14 protein-coding genes and 5 pseudogenes are annotated in these 18331 nt (G+C 50.2%); 3 read left to right on the top strand and 16 right to left on the bottom strand.

The window, feature by feature from the left end:
• Positions 1-298: 298 nt before the first annotated feature.
• The 11 genes and pseudogenes from ABLV66_RS25770 to ABLV66_RS25820 form a co-directional block, all read right to left on the bottom strand.
• Positions 299-826: an antirestriction protein gene (locus ABLV66_RS25770; protein ID WP_348876320.1), complete on the bottom strand. Its 528-nt coding sequence runs from the start codon at positions 824-826 to the stop codon at positions 299-301.
• Between the two features lie 1011 nt (positions 827-1837).
• On the bottom strand, positions 1838-2668 hold the full coding sequence (locus tag ABLV66_RS25775) for an N-6 DNA methylase (RefSeq protein ID WP_348876310.1): 831 nt from the start codon (positions 2666-2668) through the stop codon (positions 1838-1840).
• 47 nt (positions 2669-2715) lie between these two features.
• Positions 2716-2862 carry a succinate dehydrogenase flavoprotein subunit gene (locus ABLV66_RS25780; RefSeq protein WP_200145250.1) on the bottom strand — a complete coding sequence of 49 codons (147 nt, stop codon included), beginning with the start codon at positions 2860-2862 and terminating at the stop codon, positions 2716-2718.
• 93 nt (positions 2863-2955) lie between these two features.
• Positions 2956-3303 carry a hypothetical protein gene (locus ABLV66_RS25785; RefSeq protein ID WP_315712979.1) on the bottom strand — a complete coding sequence of 116 codons (348 nt, stop codon included), beginning with the start codon at positions 3301-3303 and terminating at the stop codon, positions 2956-2958.
• Positions 3304-3359: 56 nt separating this feature from the next.
• Positions 3360-3764, bottom strand: a complete 405-nt coding sequence (locus tag ABLV66_RS25790) for an ammonia monooxygenase (protein WP_348876311.1) — start codon at positions 3762-3764, stop codon at positions 3360-3362.
• Positions 3765-4410: 646 nt separating this feature from the next.
• The gene (locus tag ABLV66_RS25795) at positions 4411-4785 is read right to left on the bottom strand and encodes a hypothetical protein (protein WP_348876312.1); all 375 of its coding nucleotides are present in this window, start codon (positions 4783-4785) and stop codon (positions 4411-4413) included.
• Positions 4786-4846: 61 nt separating this feature from the next.
• Positions 4847-5169: pseudogene (locus tag ABLV66_RS25800) on the bottom strand (theronine dehydrogenase).
• Positions 5166-5894, bottom strand: a complete 729-nt coding sequence (locus tag ABLV66_RS25805; protein ID WP_125995431.1) for a plasmid SOS inhibition protein A — start codon at positions 5892-5894, stop codon at positions 5166-5168. Before ABLV66_RS25805 ends, ABLV66_RS25800 begins: the two are co-directional and overlap by 4 nt.
• Positions 5891-6322, bottom strand: coding sequence for a conjugation system SOS inhibitor PsiB (gene psiB, locus ABLV66_RS25810; protein WP_348876313.1), 432 nt, complete (start codon positions 6320-6322; stop codon positions 5891-5893). The genes ABLV66_RS25805 and psiB overlap by 4 nt, the downstream gene beginning before the upstream one ends.
• Positions 6323-6364: 42 nt before the next feature.
• A complete protein-coding gene (locus ABLV66_RS25815; RefSeq protein ID WP_348876314.1) occupies positions 6365-8380 on the bottom strand; it encodes a ParB N-terminal domain-containing protein in 2016 nt (671 codons plus the stop codon).
• Between the two features lie 64 nt (positions 8381-8444).
• A complete protein-coding gene (locus ABLV66_RS25820) occupies positions 8445-8675 on the bottom strand; it encodes a DUF905 domain-containing protein (protein ID WP_315712993.1) in 231 nt (76 codons plus the stop codon).
• Between the two features lie 70 nt (positions 8676-8745).
• Between ABLV66_RS25820 and ABLV66_RS25825 the strand changes: the two genes are divergently transcribed.
• Positions 8746-8895: a hypothetical protein gene (locus ABLV66_RS25825; RefSeq protein WP_155954632.1), complete on the top strand. Its 150-nt coding sequence runs from the start codon at positions 8746-8748 to the stop codon at positions 8893-8895.
• A gap of 571 nt (positions 8896-9466) precedes the next feature.
• Here the strand turns inward: ABLV66_RS25825 and ABLV66_RS25830 are convergent.
• Both ABLV66_RS25830 and ABLV66_RS25835 read right to left on the bottom strand, forming a co-directional pair.
• Positions 9467-9610 carry a hypothetical protein gene (locus ABLV66_RS25830; protein ID WP_348876321.1) on the bottom strand — a complete coding sequence of 48 codons (144 nt, stop codon included), beginning with the start codon at positions 9608-9610 and terminating at the stop codon, positions 9467-9469.
• Positions 9607-10113 (bottom strand): antirestriction protein ArdA, encoded by a 507-nt coding sequence (locus tag ABLV66_RS25835; RefSeq protein WP_348876317.1) that lies wholly within the window; start codon positions 10111-10113, stop codon positions 9607-9609. Before ABLV66_RS25835 ends, ABLV66_RS25830 begins: the two co-directional genes overlap by 4 nt.
• Before the next feature lie 494 nt (positions 10114-10607).
• Here ABLV66_RS25835 and ABLV66_RS25840 point away from each other — a divergent pair.
• Positions 10608-11423: pseudogene (locus ABLV66_RS25840) on the top strand (DUF4113 domain-containing protein); the annotation flags it as partial.
• Between the two features lie 28 nt (positions 11424-11451).
• Positions 11452-11607 (top strand): hypothetical protein, encoded by a 156-nt coding sequence (locus ABLV66_RS25845; protein WP_348876318.1) that lies wholly within the window; start codon positions 11452-11454, stop codon positions 11605-11607.
• Between the two features lie 265 nt (positions 11608-11872).
• On the opposite strand, the pseudogene ABLV66_RS25850 reads toward ABLV66_RS25845, so the two are convergent.
• The 3 pseudogenes from ABLV66_RS25850 to ABLV66_RS25860 all read right to left on the bottom strand — a co-directional run.
• Positions 11873-11987: pseudogene (locus tag ABLV66_RS25850) on the bottom strand (transposase); the annotation flags it as partial.
• 641 nt (positions 11988-12628) lie between these two features.
• Positions 12629-13660 (bottom strand): annotated as a pseudogene (locus ABLV66_RS25855) (IS3 family transposase).
• A 191-nt stretch (positions 13661-13851) separates the two neighbouring features.
• Positions 13852-14971: pseudogene (locus ABLV66_RS25860) on the bottom strand (IS3 family transposase).
• Positions 14972-18331 lie beyond the last annotated feature (3360 nt).

Below are 18331 nucleotides of genomic sequence, written 5' to 3' on the forward strand. Positions count from 1 at the left end.
ATTAGCTCATTCACTGAAAAGCACAACTATGACACTGCTTCCAGAAGCGATTTCAATTCCATCAGGAATGATACCATAAGCAAAAAGGATGCGATAAATGAGGAGGATACGGTATGGATTTCTGCGGATATATCGTACCCCTCCGGCGGGAGCGCATTGAGTAATACCACTTACTATAAAACATCTGAACGTGCTTACTTCTACCGGTCATGATTATGTGCTGCGTTAAACAATAGTGTCTCAGGCAGAAATATCTGTTATGTAAACCAAATGCGCCAACGGAGTGGCGCACTCTTTTTCAGTCAATCGCACGCCAGATAAGATTCGCCTCCGGGTGTTTAATAATGCTGACATAATCTTTCAGTGCATCCTGTCTGGCAATAAGGCGCTGACAGATATTTTCATATTGCGCCCCCATTTCTGACACCTTCCAGGCTAACCTGTTCAGTATCATCAGCGTGGCAATAATACCCGCCGCATCTGCACTGACTTCAGCTTCAAAATAATTACCGGGAATAACCATGTTGTAGTATTGCTCGCCTTCCGGTGCGATATACCCGGTATCAGTTGTCGTGAACCTGATGCTGTTCGGAGCCACATTTCCTCCGGTCCCCTGTGGAATGACCCAGTAATGCCAGTAGCCGCCATCATAATCAGAATGCTGGTGTAACCAGTCCGCCACCATATTATCGGCGCAGGGTGTAAAGAAAAATGACGGAATAAAACGAAGACGCTTTCCGGCATGGGTAATACACTGGCGAACATCCGGCCTTTCCGGTTCGACGGCACTCTTATTAACAGCAGTATGCCCGGATAATTGCATCATCACCGACAGAAAATCATTCAGTTCATCGACCCGTTGCTGAATAATATCAACAGCAGGTACGCCAGTAATCAACTGCGTCAGCTCCGTATTCAACTGGCAGGTTGCCGAATACAATACCGCCTTATCCGGTTTGCGCTGAAAATCAAACAGCGCCCCACTGGCTTTTTTCTGCATAGTTTCCAGCCTCTCCAGCAGTGTTTTAGCCCATCGTTCGGAAGATTCTCTGGTGGCGGTTTTGACGTTGACGTTCTGTGTGTTCATCCTGTTATTCCTCTTGTCTTGTTGTGGACCATCATTCGGTGAGTTCCCTTGCGGCAAAGGGCAAAGGAGCAACGACGTACGGAGGAAGGAAAGGGGCGGAGACAAAAGTTTTTGCAGCCCTTCGCAAAAAGTTTTGGCGGCGTTTATTTACCCCTTGGATGACGACACGGCGGTGCTACGACCAGCCCTCCGCCGGGGAGCTTACCGCATGACGGGAAACCAGTAAGTGGTGAGGATGAACACACCCGGAATGGCGGAGCGCCACCGGCGAATCGTTATTCCGGCCCGCAGAGTTCCGGCGATATCCGCCGGAACGGTGAAAGCGGCGCGACCGTTCCGGTCGCTGCAAGCGTTGCTGTTGACCCTGACGTTCGCCATCAGACCGTAGCGTGAGCCCGAAACCGCTTTGCGGGTTCGGCGGAGCCCGGCAGGTGCGCCAGCAACTGACTGGCGGAGTCGGGCTGACGACTGGCCAGCTTTGCTGGTCAGGAGCCGAAGTGTGGCCATCGTGTTTGCCCTGTATGTTTTAACCCCGCGAAGACAGCACCGGAGAAAAAGAACCGGGAAAAGCAGGAGACAGAACACCAGGCTGAAGAAATACCGGACAGCGCTGATGCAGGGAAAAAGAATAAATACTCCACGCGGAACGATGAAGAGCGGCGCGTCAGCGCAGCCCTTCCCGTTCGCCCCGCAGGGGCGTGGTGTTTTCGCGGCGCAAAAGGCAGGGTTGCCCCCTGCCCCTCCGGTTGCTTATGCGGCCTGACTCATGCTGCGGATAAATTCGCGCATGGCACGGATTCGACGCTGGTCTTCCAGGCGTTTTTCAAAGTTGTTTATGTAGTACACGGGCGTATAACGCACCCTGTTAAGCTGCATTGTAAGCGTATTGCCCGTGACCACCTCAGCAGGGATCCCCAGCAGGGAAAGTTGTATGAATGCCATATCCGCCGCTATCGGATCGATATCAATGCAGCTACCGAACATATGTTCAGAGTGATTGAAACCCGCCTCCAGTAGCTGCTCTGCATATGCAATAATCATCCCCGCCGCACCACTTGCCGGATCGCTGACGGTCACAAAACCCTCACGGCGTATTGTCTCCCCGACGTCCGGCCTCAGCAGCCTCGCCAGCAAAGACTGGACGTAATACGGCGTGAAATACTGCCCGTTGCGGTCGTCGCCCAGCTCAAGCTCCATGAAGATCGCGCCGAGGAAGTCGTGGAATTTCGCCTCCAGTGCGCAGACCATCAGGCAGAAAAGCGTGTGCAGCTTGCTGATATCGCTTTCGCTGTACTTCGCGCAGATTTCACGGCTGCGCCCGATGTTCTCCGGCGTTCTGATCCGCGCCATATCCAGCTCGCTGGCGGCCAGCGTGATGAAGTCGCTGAACACCTCCCAGCGGCGCAAATTACGGGCGGTGTCCATGAATACGCTGACAAACTGGCGGCGGGCTTCCCCGATGGTCATCATCCGCTGCGGTATCGCCCGCGCATTCACAGCAGGCAATACCGGTTTAGCAGGGGTTAAGGGGGCGGCTTCTTTCACCTGGTCAAAAAAACCGGCAAAACTCATCTGTGACATAAAATGTCTCCTGGAATGCCGCTCCCGAAGGAGCGGCAGATTTCACATCACGCGAGGCCGAGGCCAGCGTACACGGTAGTCATAAACTGCTGCCAGTACTCCAGCTTCAGTGCCGGAACACGGGCGCGCTGACCACTGCGCAGGGCATTTACAAACGCATTCGCCTGTGCGACGATTTGTGGGTCGAAATTCATAGACTCATCCTCTATTAGTTTTTGATGAATGCCGGAAACAGCTTTAGCGGGCGCGTATCCGGCGTGGAATGAGCAGGCGAAAGCCTGCTTTTTTCATTTATGGAACAGGTTAAACGCCTCCTTAATGCGCGTTTTGATTTGCGCATGGCTCAGGTTGCACACATCCCGCAGACAGAAATATCTGGCTCCATAGCGGGCATAAATCTCGGTGACTTCTCCGCAGGTCATTTCTGCCATCATGAACGACTCCCAGTGACCGCTTTCACTCGTTGACCAGTTGAGCGGATACATCACCCCCAGCGCATCATGAAAGGCATGCACGTCGATTTCAGCGGGCGCTTTCACTGCCGCTCTTTCACGGCTCTGCCAGTACAATCTCTCGGCCTCAGCGGTTGCATGAAAGCCATAGCTGGCATCGGATTCAGTCAGATGTAATTGCATGGTGTTCTCCTTTTTTGGTTGATGGCGACATGCCCTGCCGCCGTGGGTGACACTGATTAACACTCTTCAATTTTCAGCATGGCCTGAGCAAAATTAATGTTGTTGCACAGGTCTTTACGCGCAATGTCCCACGCCTCACGCCCGATAACGCCGTATAAGCAGATGGCATGATCTTTTGCCTGCAACCACGGCTGCATGACATAAAACGACACCAGCGGATATGAACGTTCCCAGCACAGCACGCCTTCCTTGTGAACGTTGTCACCCATCAGGCTGAGAAGGCGCAGGACTTCCTCTGCCTCGTCTTTCTGGCTCAGCTGGAGATTCCGGACCTGACACAGCTCCAGCAGGTATGACTTTTGCTCCGCGATGACACAGGCCAGACGCGCTTTTGGGTCTGCCCCCCATCTTTCGGAAGATTCTTTGGTGGCGGTTTTGACGTTGACGTTCTGTGTGTTCATCCTGCTTTTCCTCCTGTCTGGTGGTTAATCCATCTCTCGGTGAGTTCCCTGGCGGCAAAGGGCAAAGGAGCAACGGCGGGGCGGCAGGAGAAGGGCGGAGACAAAAGTTTTGGCGGTCCTTCGCAAAAAGTTTTGGCGGAGTTCATTTCACCCTTCGGATGACGACACGACGGTGCTACGACCAGCCCTCCGCCCGGGGACTTAACGGGAGAGGGCTCGCCAGAGGTACGGGGAGAGGATGAACACACCCGACACGGCGGAACGACGTGGCGTCACCTGAGTGCCGGCGGCTTTATCGCCGGCATGGTGAAAGCGGCGTGACCGGAACGGTCACTGCGAGCCGGTGTTGACGTTGCGACAGTGGGATGGAAGCCCGTCAGGGCGGAGACGGTTTACCGACTCCGTTTACGACAGCCCCGGTTCCCGTCAGGGAAGTCGCCCGCAGTCATGGCCAGTGATCCCGCCCGACAACAGGCAGATTTGAAAAGATGATACAGACAACTGCCACCATAATTCGCAGCGTCAGTTCTTCCGGGGAGATTCACAGCAGGGTATTACAAAGCGTAAGGGGCATAAACAAGAGCAGCTATACCGCAGGCATAACCGCTCTTGTTACTTTCCTGCCCTCACGGTGGCGTATTCTTTGTTACCTTCGCCTCCAGAACACCCAGCCACTGACCAGAATCAAAGCACCGCACAGCACCGCCAGATTCGGCAAGATGGTGTCGAACGAGCTGCTGAAAATTTCATCGGGGTTATGTTCTCCCCAGAATTCCAGCTTGTATCCGATACCCCAGACAGAAAACGCCAGACCTGAAGCCACAATTCCCCACTTAAGGAGAAACAAGAGCACGTTGTCCAGCATACCAGGCGGATCGCGCCAGGTGATAACCAGCGCAATCAGGGCACAGATAGCCACCCCGGCGTAATTCGCCGTGCTTCCGACCATCTCCGGAGCATCAATATGTATTATCAGCGTTAACAGACCACTTAACAGAGCTGTCAATATCCAGTATCTCATCAGTACATATTCCTTTAATTAACCCTGCCGGCCCCATGCCGGACAGGTTACTATAACAGGTTCAGCAGGGTGACTTTCCCCGATAATAATCCGGTCGCGCCGCCAGTTCCGCCCGATAAGTTCATCAGCAAACAGCGGTGCTATTCGGTTAACCCGACGCGCCAGATTCCGGCGACGGGTGGCCGCCTTGCGCTCATCACTCCAGCGCCTGACCGGTCTGTCATACAGAAAATCCACGCAGACCGCATATCCGGCACCCGCCACCCACAGTGATATCACCGATTCAGGCGCGGGCATCCCGGCCTCCACCACTTCTGACGCCAGCTCAGGTTCACCGGGACAGGGACCAGGACGTTTCCAGCGCAGTGAGTAACGCCACTTCATACCCGTCCCTGCATTGTCAGCTTATTGGGTACCATCCAGCGCTCCAGTTGCCTGACGGCGTCCGGGCTTTCCCGCGCCAGCGCTTTCGTTTCAGCCATCACACTCCAGAAAGGCTGGTTCTCCATCATCCAGCGTTCCATTGGTTCCAGCGAGGGGAAACGCTCACTCCAGCGCCAGAACATCTCCTCCAGGTCGTACTGACGCAGTTTACTCCCCGACCAGCGTGCGCCCCAGCAGCTGACCGTTTCGGGGGTATGGAATGCCAGCTCAGTCTCCGCCTGCCCCGCCAGCGCCTGGTACGCCCGCTCACGCAGGCACTGTTCTTTATGGCGCTGGCGGGTGTATTTTTCATCCCGCAGGGCGTCCTGACAGCGAACACGCTCAGTCTGCTGAAAGGCCACCTCAGGAAAGAGGTGCTGGCCCGCACTGACAGGAAGCGGCAGCCAGCAACACGTCCCGCGGCTTTCAATCAGCGCATCGATGGCTCTGAGCCAGTTGTCCCTGCTACCCCGCAACTCCCGCGCCGTCAGCACCGGCGCAAAATGATGTATTTCCCTGAGTGAGATGCGCGTGCTGCCCGTGAGCCGCCGGAAAAAGGCGCTGGCATACGGATACATCGTGGACACCGCGCCGCGCGACCGCCGCCGTTCTACCTCAGCGATGGCCTCCATCGCGGCGCGTCGCTCAGGACTGAAGGGCACCAGAGAGAGATGTGAGGGGATCATGCTGCGCCCTCCGCTGCCAGAATGCTGATGATGCTGGCCTGGCTGTAGCCGTCCGCATCGAGCCGCGCCGTCAGGCTGACGGTGTGGCTGACCAGTTCCGGCTGGTAGCCACTCAGGGCACGAATGACGGAGAACGGGCGACCGCTGGCGGGAACAAACACCACCATCCACACCGGACTGATGGTACCGGGACTGCACACCGCCAGATGGAAGTTGCCGTGTGAGGGTGTGAAACGTATCTGCACAGGGAAGAAACCGCCAAACTCGCTGCGGTATTCGCCGTTCATATCCCAGTTGTCAGGGCAGGACAGGTCACGCATGACGGCATGGGTCAGTTCGCGGCGGTAGTCCTCACCGCTGTCGCGCCAGTCCTCCATCTCATCAGGGCACAGGGTTTTCAGTACATCGGGGGTCAGAATCGTGTGCATGGGTATCTCCTTACTGCCGCCCCGCAGGGCGGCATTCCGTTATCAGGCGGCGTGTGCCGGGGTGTTGTTGTCGTCGTTACCGTGAGTGTTGTCGGTATCTGAGGCGTCTGCGTCTGCTGTGGGCTCAGCCGCGGACTCAGGCCCTTTCAGCCAGGCCGGAACCCAGCGGGTGTGCTGCATGAAATGCTCCGCATGCCCTGCGGCATCGCCTTTTTTCATCTTCTCCGCATCACTCGCCGCGCCTGTCAGACCAGCCTCTTTCAGGGAGGCGACAATCTGCGGGTGTTTCAGGCTGCCGAAGTAGTTGTCCTTCGTCGGCTGCCACCAGTCGCGCAGGTGAAATCCGATTGCCGCCTCGACCGTATCGAGGGTGCTGCGTGAAGTGTGTCCCATATCGCGGGTCTGTACCCCGTCAACGGAACAGGCTGTGCAGAAAGCCATCAGCGACATCAGCATCTCCCCGCTCAGAGTGAAGAACGTGGTGAAGTCCTTCTCCCATCCTTCCGGCAGCAGGGCTTTCAGCCGCGTTTTTTCAGCCATCAGGATGCCAAAGGCGGCTCCGTCTTTGCCGGACGGGGCGTTCTCCGTCAGACTGCTGTGAGATACGGTCAGGCTGATACGGAACGGATGCGGCGTGGTGACACATCCGGCAAAAACACAGGTACACATGCGCCAGACCATCAGCGCCACCGCCTTTTCTGGCTGTTGCATCAGTGCCGCCTGGACTGCCAGCGTACGCTCGGAGGTCATTTTCGTGAGCAGCGGGACGCTGATCCCCTCTGCGGCGTCGGGCTGGCGTGAGGTGAACGGCACGGTTACGCTGCCGGATTCGGTTTCTTCCGGCATATCTGCTTTCAGGCGCACACCGCGCTGCACGTACACCTGCCCTTCGTACAGGCTGACCATTACCCCCGCGCCAGATTTCATGTCGTCAGTCCACGCACTGACTGCTGCCGCCTCCTGAATGGCGAGGATGTCCGCTTCGATAACATTCGATTCGTCGCAAACACTGTCGTATGTGTCGTACTGTTTCCGCAGCGCATCAAGACGCTGCTTCTGCTCAGGGGTGTACACGGGTTCCGGTTCAACAGGCTGAACGAACTCTTTACCGACTTCGCCGTGGTACCAGATGCGGGCTGCGCGTCCGCGACTCCATGTCCAGCCTTCGCGCTGCTGAATGTCCAGGGCGATACGCTCCAGCTTCTCCTGTACCAGCCGCTCAACCAGCACACTGTCAGCCGTACCATCACCGTCGTCCTGGCTGAACAGATCTTCACGGACATAACCTCCCGCCGCCTCGTAGGTTTCGCGCCCGATAAACAAGAATTTTGCGTTATCGGTGCGCATCTCCGTTTCGGTAATGGCGCGTTTAATCAGGTGTGCGGGCGCGTTAGGCCAGCTGGCCTTCACGCTTTCGAATACCTCCACCTGACGGGCAGGATCGTCCTCGAGACATAACGCCTGACACTGTTCAACGGTCAGTTCGTCCTGCGCGAGCTTCTCCATCAGGGACGGGGCGAGATTTGCCAGTTTCAGCATGCGCTGCACGTGACGGGAGCCGAAGCCGAGCGCATCGCCAATCTGCGCGGGGGTTTTGCCCTGCTCTGCCAGCGTACGGAACCCGGCAATCTGCTCGGCGGGATGCATGGCGGCCCGCTGCTCGTTCTCAGCGACGGAGGCAAGGGCGGCAATGTCGTCGGAAACACGTTTCACCATAACGGTATGGTCAGCAGCGAGACGCTCTTCCTGCGCCAGCAGATTCAGGGCAGTCAGTCGGCGGCCACCTGCGGCGACGCCGAATTGTCCGTCTGCGAGGGTGTGGACAACCAGATTCTGCAGCAGTCCGAGTGCCTCGATTGAGTCGGCCAGACCGCGCACGCTGTCCACGGAATACGGGATGGTGCGCACGTTCAGCGGGGATTTAACGAGCGTGGACAGCGGAATATATTCAATGACAGCGGCCTCAATGGCGGCTTTCAGGGCTTCTTCCTGCGCTTTCGTGATTTTTTTAGTGCTGGCTTTAACTGCTGTTTTTGCTGTAGTCTTCGTTACTGTCATGATTTCAATCTCCGTGGTTAAAATTGTGTCTGCCGGACGCGTTCCCGTCCGGCACTTCCACTGCTTACTGTGTTTTGCGAATGCCGTAGTCCGCGATATAACGGTTTAGCCAGTACGTGCCACCCGGCTCGAAGTTCCACGTGCGCCAGACCATTTCACCGTCCTTACGGACAACCAGACGAAAATGCGCCCCCTGATCGTCCTCTATCGCCACGTTGGTGTACTGTGCCGCAACGGCCTCAGCCTGTTCGCGGGTAAAGGTGTCGTCGGGTAATACCGCCAGCGCTTCGCTCATCTTGTTCCTCCTTCTGAACCTGTATTGCTTTTAAAAAACCTTCACCCGTTGAGTTGCCGGGGCCGCGGTTTTGACGTTTTGCGGGGATCTGCTGAACGTCTCCGATGGTTATTACCTTCACCCGTTTGAGAGCCGTTCGCCGCAAGGGCGTAAACCAGCGCGGGCGATGGCGGATGTCCGGGGCGCGGTTTACCGCGTGCCATTTACCCTGGACAGCTGACAGCGACTGTGCTTGTCTCAGCCCCGGCGAAAGGACTCAAAGGGGGAAAAACCAGGTAAGGAATGAGCAGGAACACGCCGCAACGACGGAACGCGTGGGCGCGAAACGGCGTTGCCCCTCAGAGGCCCGGCAGCATTACCGCCGGACCGGTGGGAGCGGCGCATCCGTTTACGGATGCCGCAAGCGTGATGTTGATGTTGCGACAGTGCGATGGAAGCCCGGCAGGGCGGAGACGGCTTGCCGGCTCCGTTTACGACAGCGCCGGTTCCCGTCAGGGAAGTCGCCCGGAAGTAGACACAACGGGAAGAAAAACCGACAGGACAGCAATATCAGCCAATACGGCATCGATATGACCACTATTGCCAACAGCAACAGTATGGTAACCAGAACGGGAAAACCCACACCCAGCTGCAGCACAATGCTATTCAGAACCAGCCGGGACTGCGGCATAAGACAAAGGCGGAGAAATGCGGCGCCGGAGGCACGGCGTACTCCGCCGGCAGGCGTCGCCTGCCAGGGTTTTGCCCGCGGGCTGACAGGCGCCCTCTGGCCCGGACGCCTGCCATTATACTTACTGGCCTTTTCCACCCTGTAAGATGAAATGACCGCCGATGTACACGGCACACTGACAAGTCATGTATTCGCAGATTTCATCCATCACCTGCGCGGTGGTCAGTTCCCGCTGACCAGCATCACGGCGGCAGGCATTAATCAGTTGCTGAAGACATAGCCGTTATGGAACACATAGCCGCTGCTGAACAGGTCACGCGCCCAGGCTTCAAAATCGAAATAGCTGCGCAACGGCTCCGGCACCTCATTTAACAGGCCGTTGTCCTCCACCATCTCCCGCGCATAGTCTTCCTCGCTTTCCGCCTCGCCGCGGTACGCATCATCAAACGCGTCATAGTCACATTCGCCGGTATACTCCGCCCAGGTGATAAAAGCGGCTTCCCTGCCCTCTTCTTCGGCGCGTTTGTAAGTGGCGATAAAATCCCAGTCAATGAAGCATTCAGAGACGAACTGCGACGGGATGCCTTCCCAGTCCTGGAACATAAACTCGGCATCCCATTCATCGGCATGCAGCGCCTGACAAGCCTCGTAAAAATCCTCCCAGCCATCAAACTCTGTCAGATCAAACCATTTGCCGAAAATGCTGCCGCAGTTGTATTTATGATACGTGCCCACGTAAACAGCCGGTGTGGTGGTCGTAGTAATCATAAAAAATCCTCTGTGGTCGATGTCGTCTGCGTTCCGGCTTACGCCGTGCCGACACGACAGCCGGGCGAACAGCGGAGGATGCAAGGGCGTCACCGAAGCCGCAGCGCAGTAAAAAAGCAGGAGCAGGCTGGACGGTTTGACGGCAAAATTTGAGCCGGAAAACAACGGGAAGACGGCGGATTATGCCTTGGAAATAAACTGCGACCGGGTGAAGGTGACGGCGTTTACGCTTCCCTTGCATCAGCCGCAGCCCGGCTATAGTAGAGGCACGGCGTAAGCCGCAGGCCGCACGGGGCGTTACTCACCGCGAAGCCGGAACAACGTGGAGGGAGAGCCATAAAAGCGGAGCAGTGGAGCGGCCGTGCGACATCCAATTGAAATCTTTTTTTCGGGGCGGTATAACCGCCCCGCTTTCTGGTCAGTAGAGTCCCGTAAAAATAGCGCTGCAAGTAATGTGATTTCAGAGCTTGGCTAAAAGCACACAATAGACCTTAAAAGAGTGGCCATAGTCCAGTGGAGTACTTGCCCTGATATCACATAACCCGAAGTGAACGGAGAGGCTGCTGTTACTGCATCTGGTTGATGAAATCTAGGGAGTAGGTCACAGGATGCCCAGGAAAATGGACACAATGGGTATCACCACTGCGCTACAGCTGACGCTCACGAACCCTGTATTTATCAGAAAAAATTTTAACGTCGTACTGGAGTAAATCGTTCAGGATTTCAGGAGAGAAAGCTGTATTTCGCTGGAAGAAGCGCCTCCGCCAAAACAGCAGGTTATCTATAAGCGATCCATTGGGGAACATGTAACGATGTATGACGTGATGCGGTTGGCAGTATGTCAGTACTCTGAACTTGCAGCTGACAATTTGCCCGGAGAGTGGCAATTCTGCAGGTAAACTTCTGTATTTGTGAATACATCGCCGTTTGCTGTGAATGAACCGCATTACGAGAATATGTCCAGTGAGAAGCTGATAACTCCCACACAGGGTACCAAGGATATCATATCCGCAGTGGTGGAAGCACTGGCTCGGATATGGGTGAATAGTCACCGATATGCTAAAGCGGGCCGCATGCTCAACAATTTCACGTATACGGGTGTTTAGCCGCTTGACTTGTTCGATGATATTCCCCCTCGAAGCAACTGCATTAGCTGATGAAAGTTGTGGGCTATATCAACTATACAGGGCTGGGAAAAGAGTGATTTGCGGGAAGGAAAGTACCCTCTAAATGGCAAATGAAACGGGAGATACTTTCTCCCCCCTTACACTACGCGATGGGAGGACATCCCAAAAGCGAAGGTGATATAAAAAGAAAGGTAAGAATGTGGTTAATGTAATGGAAGAGTTACGGACGCTGGGCAAGCGCCTGCCGGTGCATATGCAGACAGATAACGGCAGAGAGTTTATTTCGAAAATTCCAGATAAATGGGTGTATGATAACGGTGTCACACTAGACTTCTCCCGCTCCGGAAAACCAACGGATAATCTGTAAATTGAATCATTTAACGGCAGCCAGTGGGATGAATGACTGAACATTCACTAGTACTTCTCTCTGGAAGAGACGCAGGATAAACTCGACAATTGGCGCAGGGAATATAACCATAAGAGAACGTATTCATCATTAAATGACATGATTCAGGCTGAATTCATCCTAAGCCTCCGGAAAGATGAAGAGCTCTGATTTAGCACTACACTAAATTTGGGTTAGAGCCAATACCGGAAGATTTCTAAAAAAGAATGAGTCGTTTTGCTTGGATACTTACAATATCGAGATATGTTGCAACACTGAAAATAGAATGATGAAGATCAATAAAACCTTTTGACTGATTCAATTTTAAACTCTTCAGGATAACGCTTACCGCTCATGGGCACCTCTCTTTAAGTCATCTTAAATGACTCTGAGGTGTCTGTTAAACCCGTGGCGATTCACCCCACTCCCCTATAGCTCCCCAATATAGTCACTAGGTAATAGCTCAAGGATTTGTTATACTCCGTCGACCACACTATTTTTAGTATGGTAGTCCATAAGTTACTTACATTAAAAATGTGTAGTGTCGCTTCGCCCCTCCAAAGCACAGCTGGGGCATTTTTTTTACTCAGTTACTACTTTCCATACCCTGACAAATTCCTAAAAGTCGCTTTTTCGAGAGTTTTTATTACCCTTTCTCTTAGTATGGTGTTATATTTTTTCCAGCATTAGAAATAGTAAAAAGTACAATAAACGAAGATCGATTGTTGCCCCCACCATCGGGGGCCTTTTTACTATAATTTTGCTCATAGTCTTATCTGTCTATGATAGGCCTACTTCCTGAGTTCCTTTGAAACTAGAGTGCAGGCTCTATACCCCCCCTTCCTTGCTTATGGCGTCTAATTTGAGGAAGGGGCTTTTTATTCCTGCAATATCCTTTCTTGATTGACTTTTCACACATTCAACATCTCTATGCTATATTGTAAGCACACCTTTTTTAGTTCCACGCACTTTTTGAGAGTCCCGTTTTTTCAGCCATCAGCCGTTACTCTTCCGGCGTCAGGTTGTTCAGGGATTCATGAGGCCGCTCGTTGTTATATTCCATCAGCCAGCGCTCTGTAATTTCCCGTACTTCATTCAGTGTTCTGAACAGGTAAAAATCCAGGATTTCTGTCCGGTATGTCCGGTTGAACCGTTCGATAAAAGCATTTTGTGTAGGTTTCCCCGGCTTGATAAATTCGAGCTGCACACCATGTTCTTCGGCCTATTGTGCCAGCGACAGTGAGACCAGCTCTGACGCGTTGTCCATCCGCATTTTCAGCGGGTAGCCTCGGTTTGCCACGATCCTGTCCAGCACCCGGATGACTCGCTGAGCCGGGATATTCAAGTCGATTTCTATCGCCAGTGCTTCACGGTTAAAATCATCCACCATATTGAAGGTCCGGAATCGTCTGCCGCAGAAAAGGGCATCGTGCATACAATCGATGGACCAGCTCTGGTTTAACGCTCGCGGCTGCCAGTGGCGCTGGATTACGCACTGGCAGCCGCAGTTTTTCATTACGACAAAAATTTAGTTTCAGCAGGCAGTAAATCCGGTGAACACGTTTATGGTTCCAGGTATTGCCCTGCCTGCGCAGCAGCTGGAACAACTTCTTAAAACTGTAGCGCGGATAGCGTTCTGCCAGTTCAGCCAGCGCACAGATCACCGGTTCATCACGTCGGGTATCGGGCTGGTAAAAATAGGCCGTCCTGCTCAGCGATAACGTCCTGCAGGCCTGGCGTAAACTCATGGCAAATTGTGCCGTCAGATAGCTGACGAGTTCACGCTTTATCGCTGGTTTTAAAGCTTTTTTTCGAAACCGTCTTTAAGCGCCCGGTACTCAAGGTTGAGATCAGCAAACATCTGTTTCAGACGTTGATTCTCATCCTCGAGGCCTTTGATTTTTTTAATATCGGCCGCTTCCATCACGCCATATTTTGCCTTCCAGTTGTAATAACTAGCTTCCGAAATAGCGGCCTCACGGCACACATCCTTGACGGTACGTCCGGCTTCGACGGACTTCAATACGGCGATGATCTGGTGTTCAGTGAATCAGATCTTAAGCATGGCGATCTCCTTTGTTGGCAGATTGATTATGTCGGAAGATCTCTAAAAGTGAATGGCCGTTTTACTAGGATGCTTACAATGACTGTAGATTTGCTATAAACACGATAACATCATCAATTAAATTACTACTGGTGACATGCCCTCAGTATTAGATACAACCATCAGTTAGTAATGTTGGTTTGTATACCTTCACGTTTTCCATTCCGCCACAGTACTGCAGACTCTGATGGCATCTGATAATTCAGTGCTGAATGTGGACGACATTCGTTATAATCCTGCCGCCAGTTATTAATGACTTTCCTTGCGTGAACGATACAACTAAACCAGTGCTCATTCAGACATTCATCGCGAAATCGCCCGTTAAAGCTCTCAATAAATCCGTTCTGCGTTGGCTTGCCCGGCTGGATTAAGCGCAGCTCAACACCATGCTCAAAAGCCCATTGATCCAGTACTCGGCAGGTGAACTCCGGCCCCTGGTCAGTTCTTATTGTTGCCAGATAGCCTCGAAACAGAGCAATGCTGTCCAGAATGCGCGTGACCTGAACACCTGAAATCCCGAATGCGATGGTAATTTTCAGGCACTCCTTCGTGAAGTCGTCCACACAGGTCAGGCACTTGATCCCGCGACCGGTGGCGAGCGAGTCCATGACAAAATCCATCGACCAGGTCAGGTTGGGCACCGCCGGGCGGAGCAGAGGCAGACGTTCTGTTGCCAGCCCTTTACGACGCCGTCTGCGTTTTACGCCCAGCCCTCCAAGATGATAAAGGAGGTACACGCGCTTGTGATTTACATGAAGGCCCTCACGGCGCATTAACTGCCAGATGCGGCGGTAACCAAAACGCCTGCGCTCCAGCGCCGGCTCAGTGATGCTCCCTGATAAATGCGCATCAGCCGCCGGTCGCTGAGCCTCATAGCGACAGGTCGACAGGGACAAGCCTATAAGCATGCAGTCACGTCGTTGCGACAGACCTGTCGCATCACACATCAATACCACGGCTTCCCGCTTCTGGTCTGTCGTCAGTACTTTCGCCCCAGGGCCACCTGAAGTGCCTCCTTATCCAGCATGGCTTCGGCAAGCAGCTTCTTGAGTCTGGCGTTCTCTTCCTCAAGCGACTTCAGGCGCTTAACCTCGAGCACCTCCATACCGCCTTACTTCTTACGCCAGGTATAATAGGTGGCGTCGGAAATGGCGTACTTGCGGCAGAGTTCACGGGCAGAAACCCTGTTTCAGCTTCGCGGAGGATACTGACGATCTGTTCGTCGGAAAAACGCTTCTTTATGGGGATGTCCTCATGTGGCTTATGAAGACATTACTAACATCGCGGTGTATTAATCAATAGGGAGCAGGTCAATAGTTCTGACAGTAAGTGAATCACACAGAGAACGATGAGAGCACGGTCGTAAATCATATACAGACAGATGGGACCATGGTCCCAGTCAGTACTAAAATCACACAGAGAACGATGGGACCACGGTCCCGATCAGTAAATAGTTCATATACAGACAGGTGGGACCATGGTCCCAGTCAGTACTAAAATCACACAGAGAACGATGGGACCACGGTCCCGGTCTGTACATAGTTTATATACAGACAGGTGGGACCATGGTCCCAGTCAGTACTAAAATCACACAGAGAACGATGGGACCACGGTCCCGGTCTGTACATAGTTTATATACAGACAGGTGGGACCATGGTCCCAGTCAGTACTAAAATCACACAGAGAACGATGGGACCACGGTCCCGATCAGTAAATAGTTCATATACAGACAGGTGGGACCATGGTCCCAGTCAGTACTAAAATCACACAGAGAACGATGGGACCACGGTCCCGGTCTGTACATAGTTCATATACAGACAGGTGGGACCATGGTCCCAGCAAGTACTAAAATAATATAGGGATAGATGGAACCCTGTTCCCGGTCAGTACTAATAGATTAATAGAAATATACGTACAGGTACTTTCCACAACGACAAAAAGGAAGGTAGATGCAAATATCATCACTAAAGTAAACTATTGGTATTTGAGAGCAGAAAGAGCAGGTCGAGACCAGCTCTGAGCGATTATAATTTAAGAAAAGAAAATGTTTCTCTTTATCAAATAAAAATATTAAGATTATCAAAATATCGATACTTATAGAATAACATCACTCCTTCCTATACATTATCATAGATAATCGACAATGCAGGAACACTTTGACTCTTCCCTTATAAATAGTCAATCTCCTAGAGAATACTGATGGCAGAAACTTGAGTTTTGTTAGCTGTTTTTTTATCGTAGAGTTTAGCTGACTATTGTTCAAGCAAGTTCTTTTTAACTCGAAAAGCATTAATAATGCTAATAATCAGCACGAGCAGAAAGTGCTCTTGAAAGAGCATATTTAGGTTGAGCTGGTATCATACTCCACACCAAGAGAAAGCAGTTTAAAGTCAACGGGTTGCATGTCATTTTTATCATTTATTAACGTAAGAATGGCTAGGAAAATAGCTTCTATGCTTCTCTGCCGCAGTTAAGGGTATTAAGTATGCCAGTCACCATAAATTACAAAGTATCAGGGTTTAATGTGGCAACAAGGGGCCGTAGCGTCTAGATAAGAGCAGGGGGAACTAAACACCACTATATATAAAAATAAAGGATATAATAGTAAAATAAACAAGCCAAAACTTGATACGCTGAACAAAAATCTGAATGCGCTAATTTGGAAGACAACAGGATAACGCACCAGATGACAGAAGTTAGTTCTGTGGGCTAAATATTAGCTTCTATCAGTATAAAATGGTGAAAAGTTACGGGGGCAATATCGAATCCAAAAGAGAGAAAGAGAAATATCTGCCGGCCCCATATTTTCCGCATGATATCAAACTCTGCGAGTAGAAGAGGGTGGCATTATGCTTAATATATGATAACCTGCACTGCACGAAGAAGATGATACTTATATGTTCCTGCTGGCTAATATGATGCTCCACTTATAGTGATAGGCTATAAAATAGTGACTCGCTGGGGTAAGCAAAAAGAGTAAAAACAGAGTTTCAATATTTCTGACTGCATACTATAGCCAGGGCTCACTATCAGAAATTAGGCGCAGGAATAGAATTATTTGAATTGTTTGGTGAATGCCTTTATAAATTTTATTATTCCCATATTCTTGAATAGAAAATGTAGGGTAAGTATCACTGTAAAAAATATTCATCTAAGAAGGTCTTTAGGAAAATTAAATATGCCTTCAATGAGATTGCTTAACCATTAATCCTGATTAACTGAACATCAGAATATTACTGTTATGAAACCTATCGTAGCCAGATATAGCAGACTTATTTGGTGGTGTTATACCTATTAGGAACTTTGAAAAAATCTGACAATTTGTATCCTCAGAATGACCAACCACAATAAGTAAATAAAATTCATATAGATATATCTAAAGTTATACTGAGAAGCATTAAAGAAATTCATCACACTGGCATAAGCTCAACATCCTTGATTATCTGTATTATTCCTTTATTACATTTAATGATCAAAAAAACCCGCAAATTATAAAATACTTGCGGGTAAAGACACATATGATGAAATATAATCAACACATCTAGGAAAAAACATACTTATTTCCTACCGTCAATATTATATGTTGACGGAGTAACTTATTTCAGAAGGCGACATGCAAAGATAAGGGTATATGCATGGCAGTGATAATTCAACAGATCAATAAAACAGTGGCAACCGTATCAAACCCGCATTATAGTTGTTATCCACACTTCTGAATAAGGTGATATCAATATAGTACTGATTTAGTATCAAATGGTAAAATAGCACCTATTGTCCTTAAGCAGTACCATTATAATACCCCCACCAGTAAACCTTGTAAAGAGAAAGGTTATATGAAAGTTCTGAAAATATAATATCTTATATTTAAAATTTACAATAGATTATTGATTAATTGTTTAATATTATTAAAAGTAGAATTATCTGGTTTTCGGTAATACTATAATATCTTACACATTTTATAAAAATTTTTGTTATTTAATAACTACATATTTTCCCGCGAGGACTAATGAAGAAGGCTAAATATACTCATGATAATAAAACTAACTAGATAACGTTTAATGCTAAGCATAAAGGAAAACATTAACAATAGAAAAATAAGCTTATTATAATAAGCTAAAAATGTAATCAAGTTCACATAGAAGTGATAAAAAACAACATACTATAAGTATTTATTGTATGAATTAATGATAAGGTGCATTTTACTTTTCACATTACAATATAAATTAAAAAACTATTTCCTAACATCTGGCAACATTTATCTGAATTGTATATGTTTTTAAATTGAAGGAACTAAATTTAAGCTATAACTTATAAAAACAAAATAGTTAAACTATCATTCTAATAAAAACAAGTGGAGTATACAATTAATGTTTTGACTTAATAAGATATGAAGTGTGTTACTCTAATAAAAAGGGGATTCATCATGATAATCAATGAAACATTAAGTAAGATAATTTTTATTACAGAACTTTGGCCAGCATTTTTTATTCTTTTTATTGGAGTAACAACTACGTTTTATTGCCTGGGAATGAAAAAATCGACTATCTACTCCATGGTAATTACAATTCTAATTCTTCTTTATGGATATGGCTATATAATGAA

It is taken from the genome of Klebsiella sp. CN_Kp073 (genome assembly GCF_040065495.2).
GTDB classification, from domain to species: domain Bacteria; phylum Pseudomonadota; class Gammaproteobacteria; order Enterobacterales; family Enterobacteriaceae; genus Klebsiella; species Klebsiella aerogenes.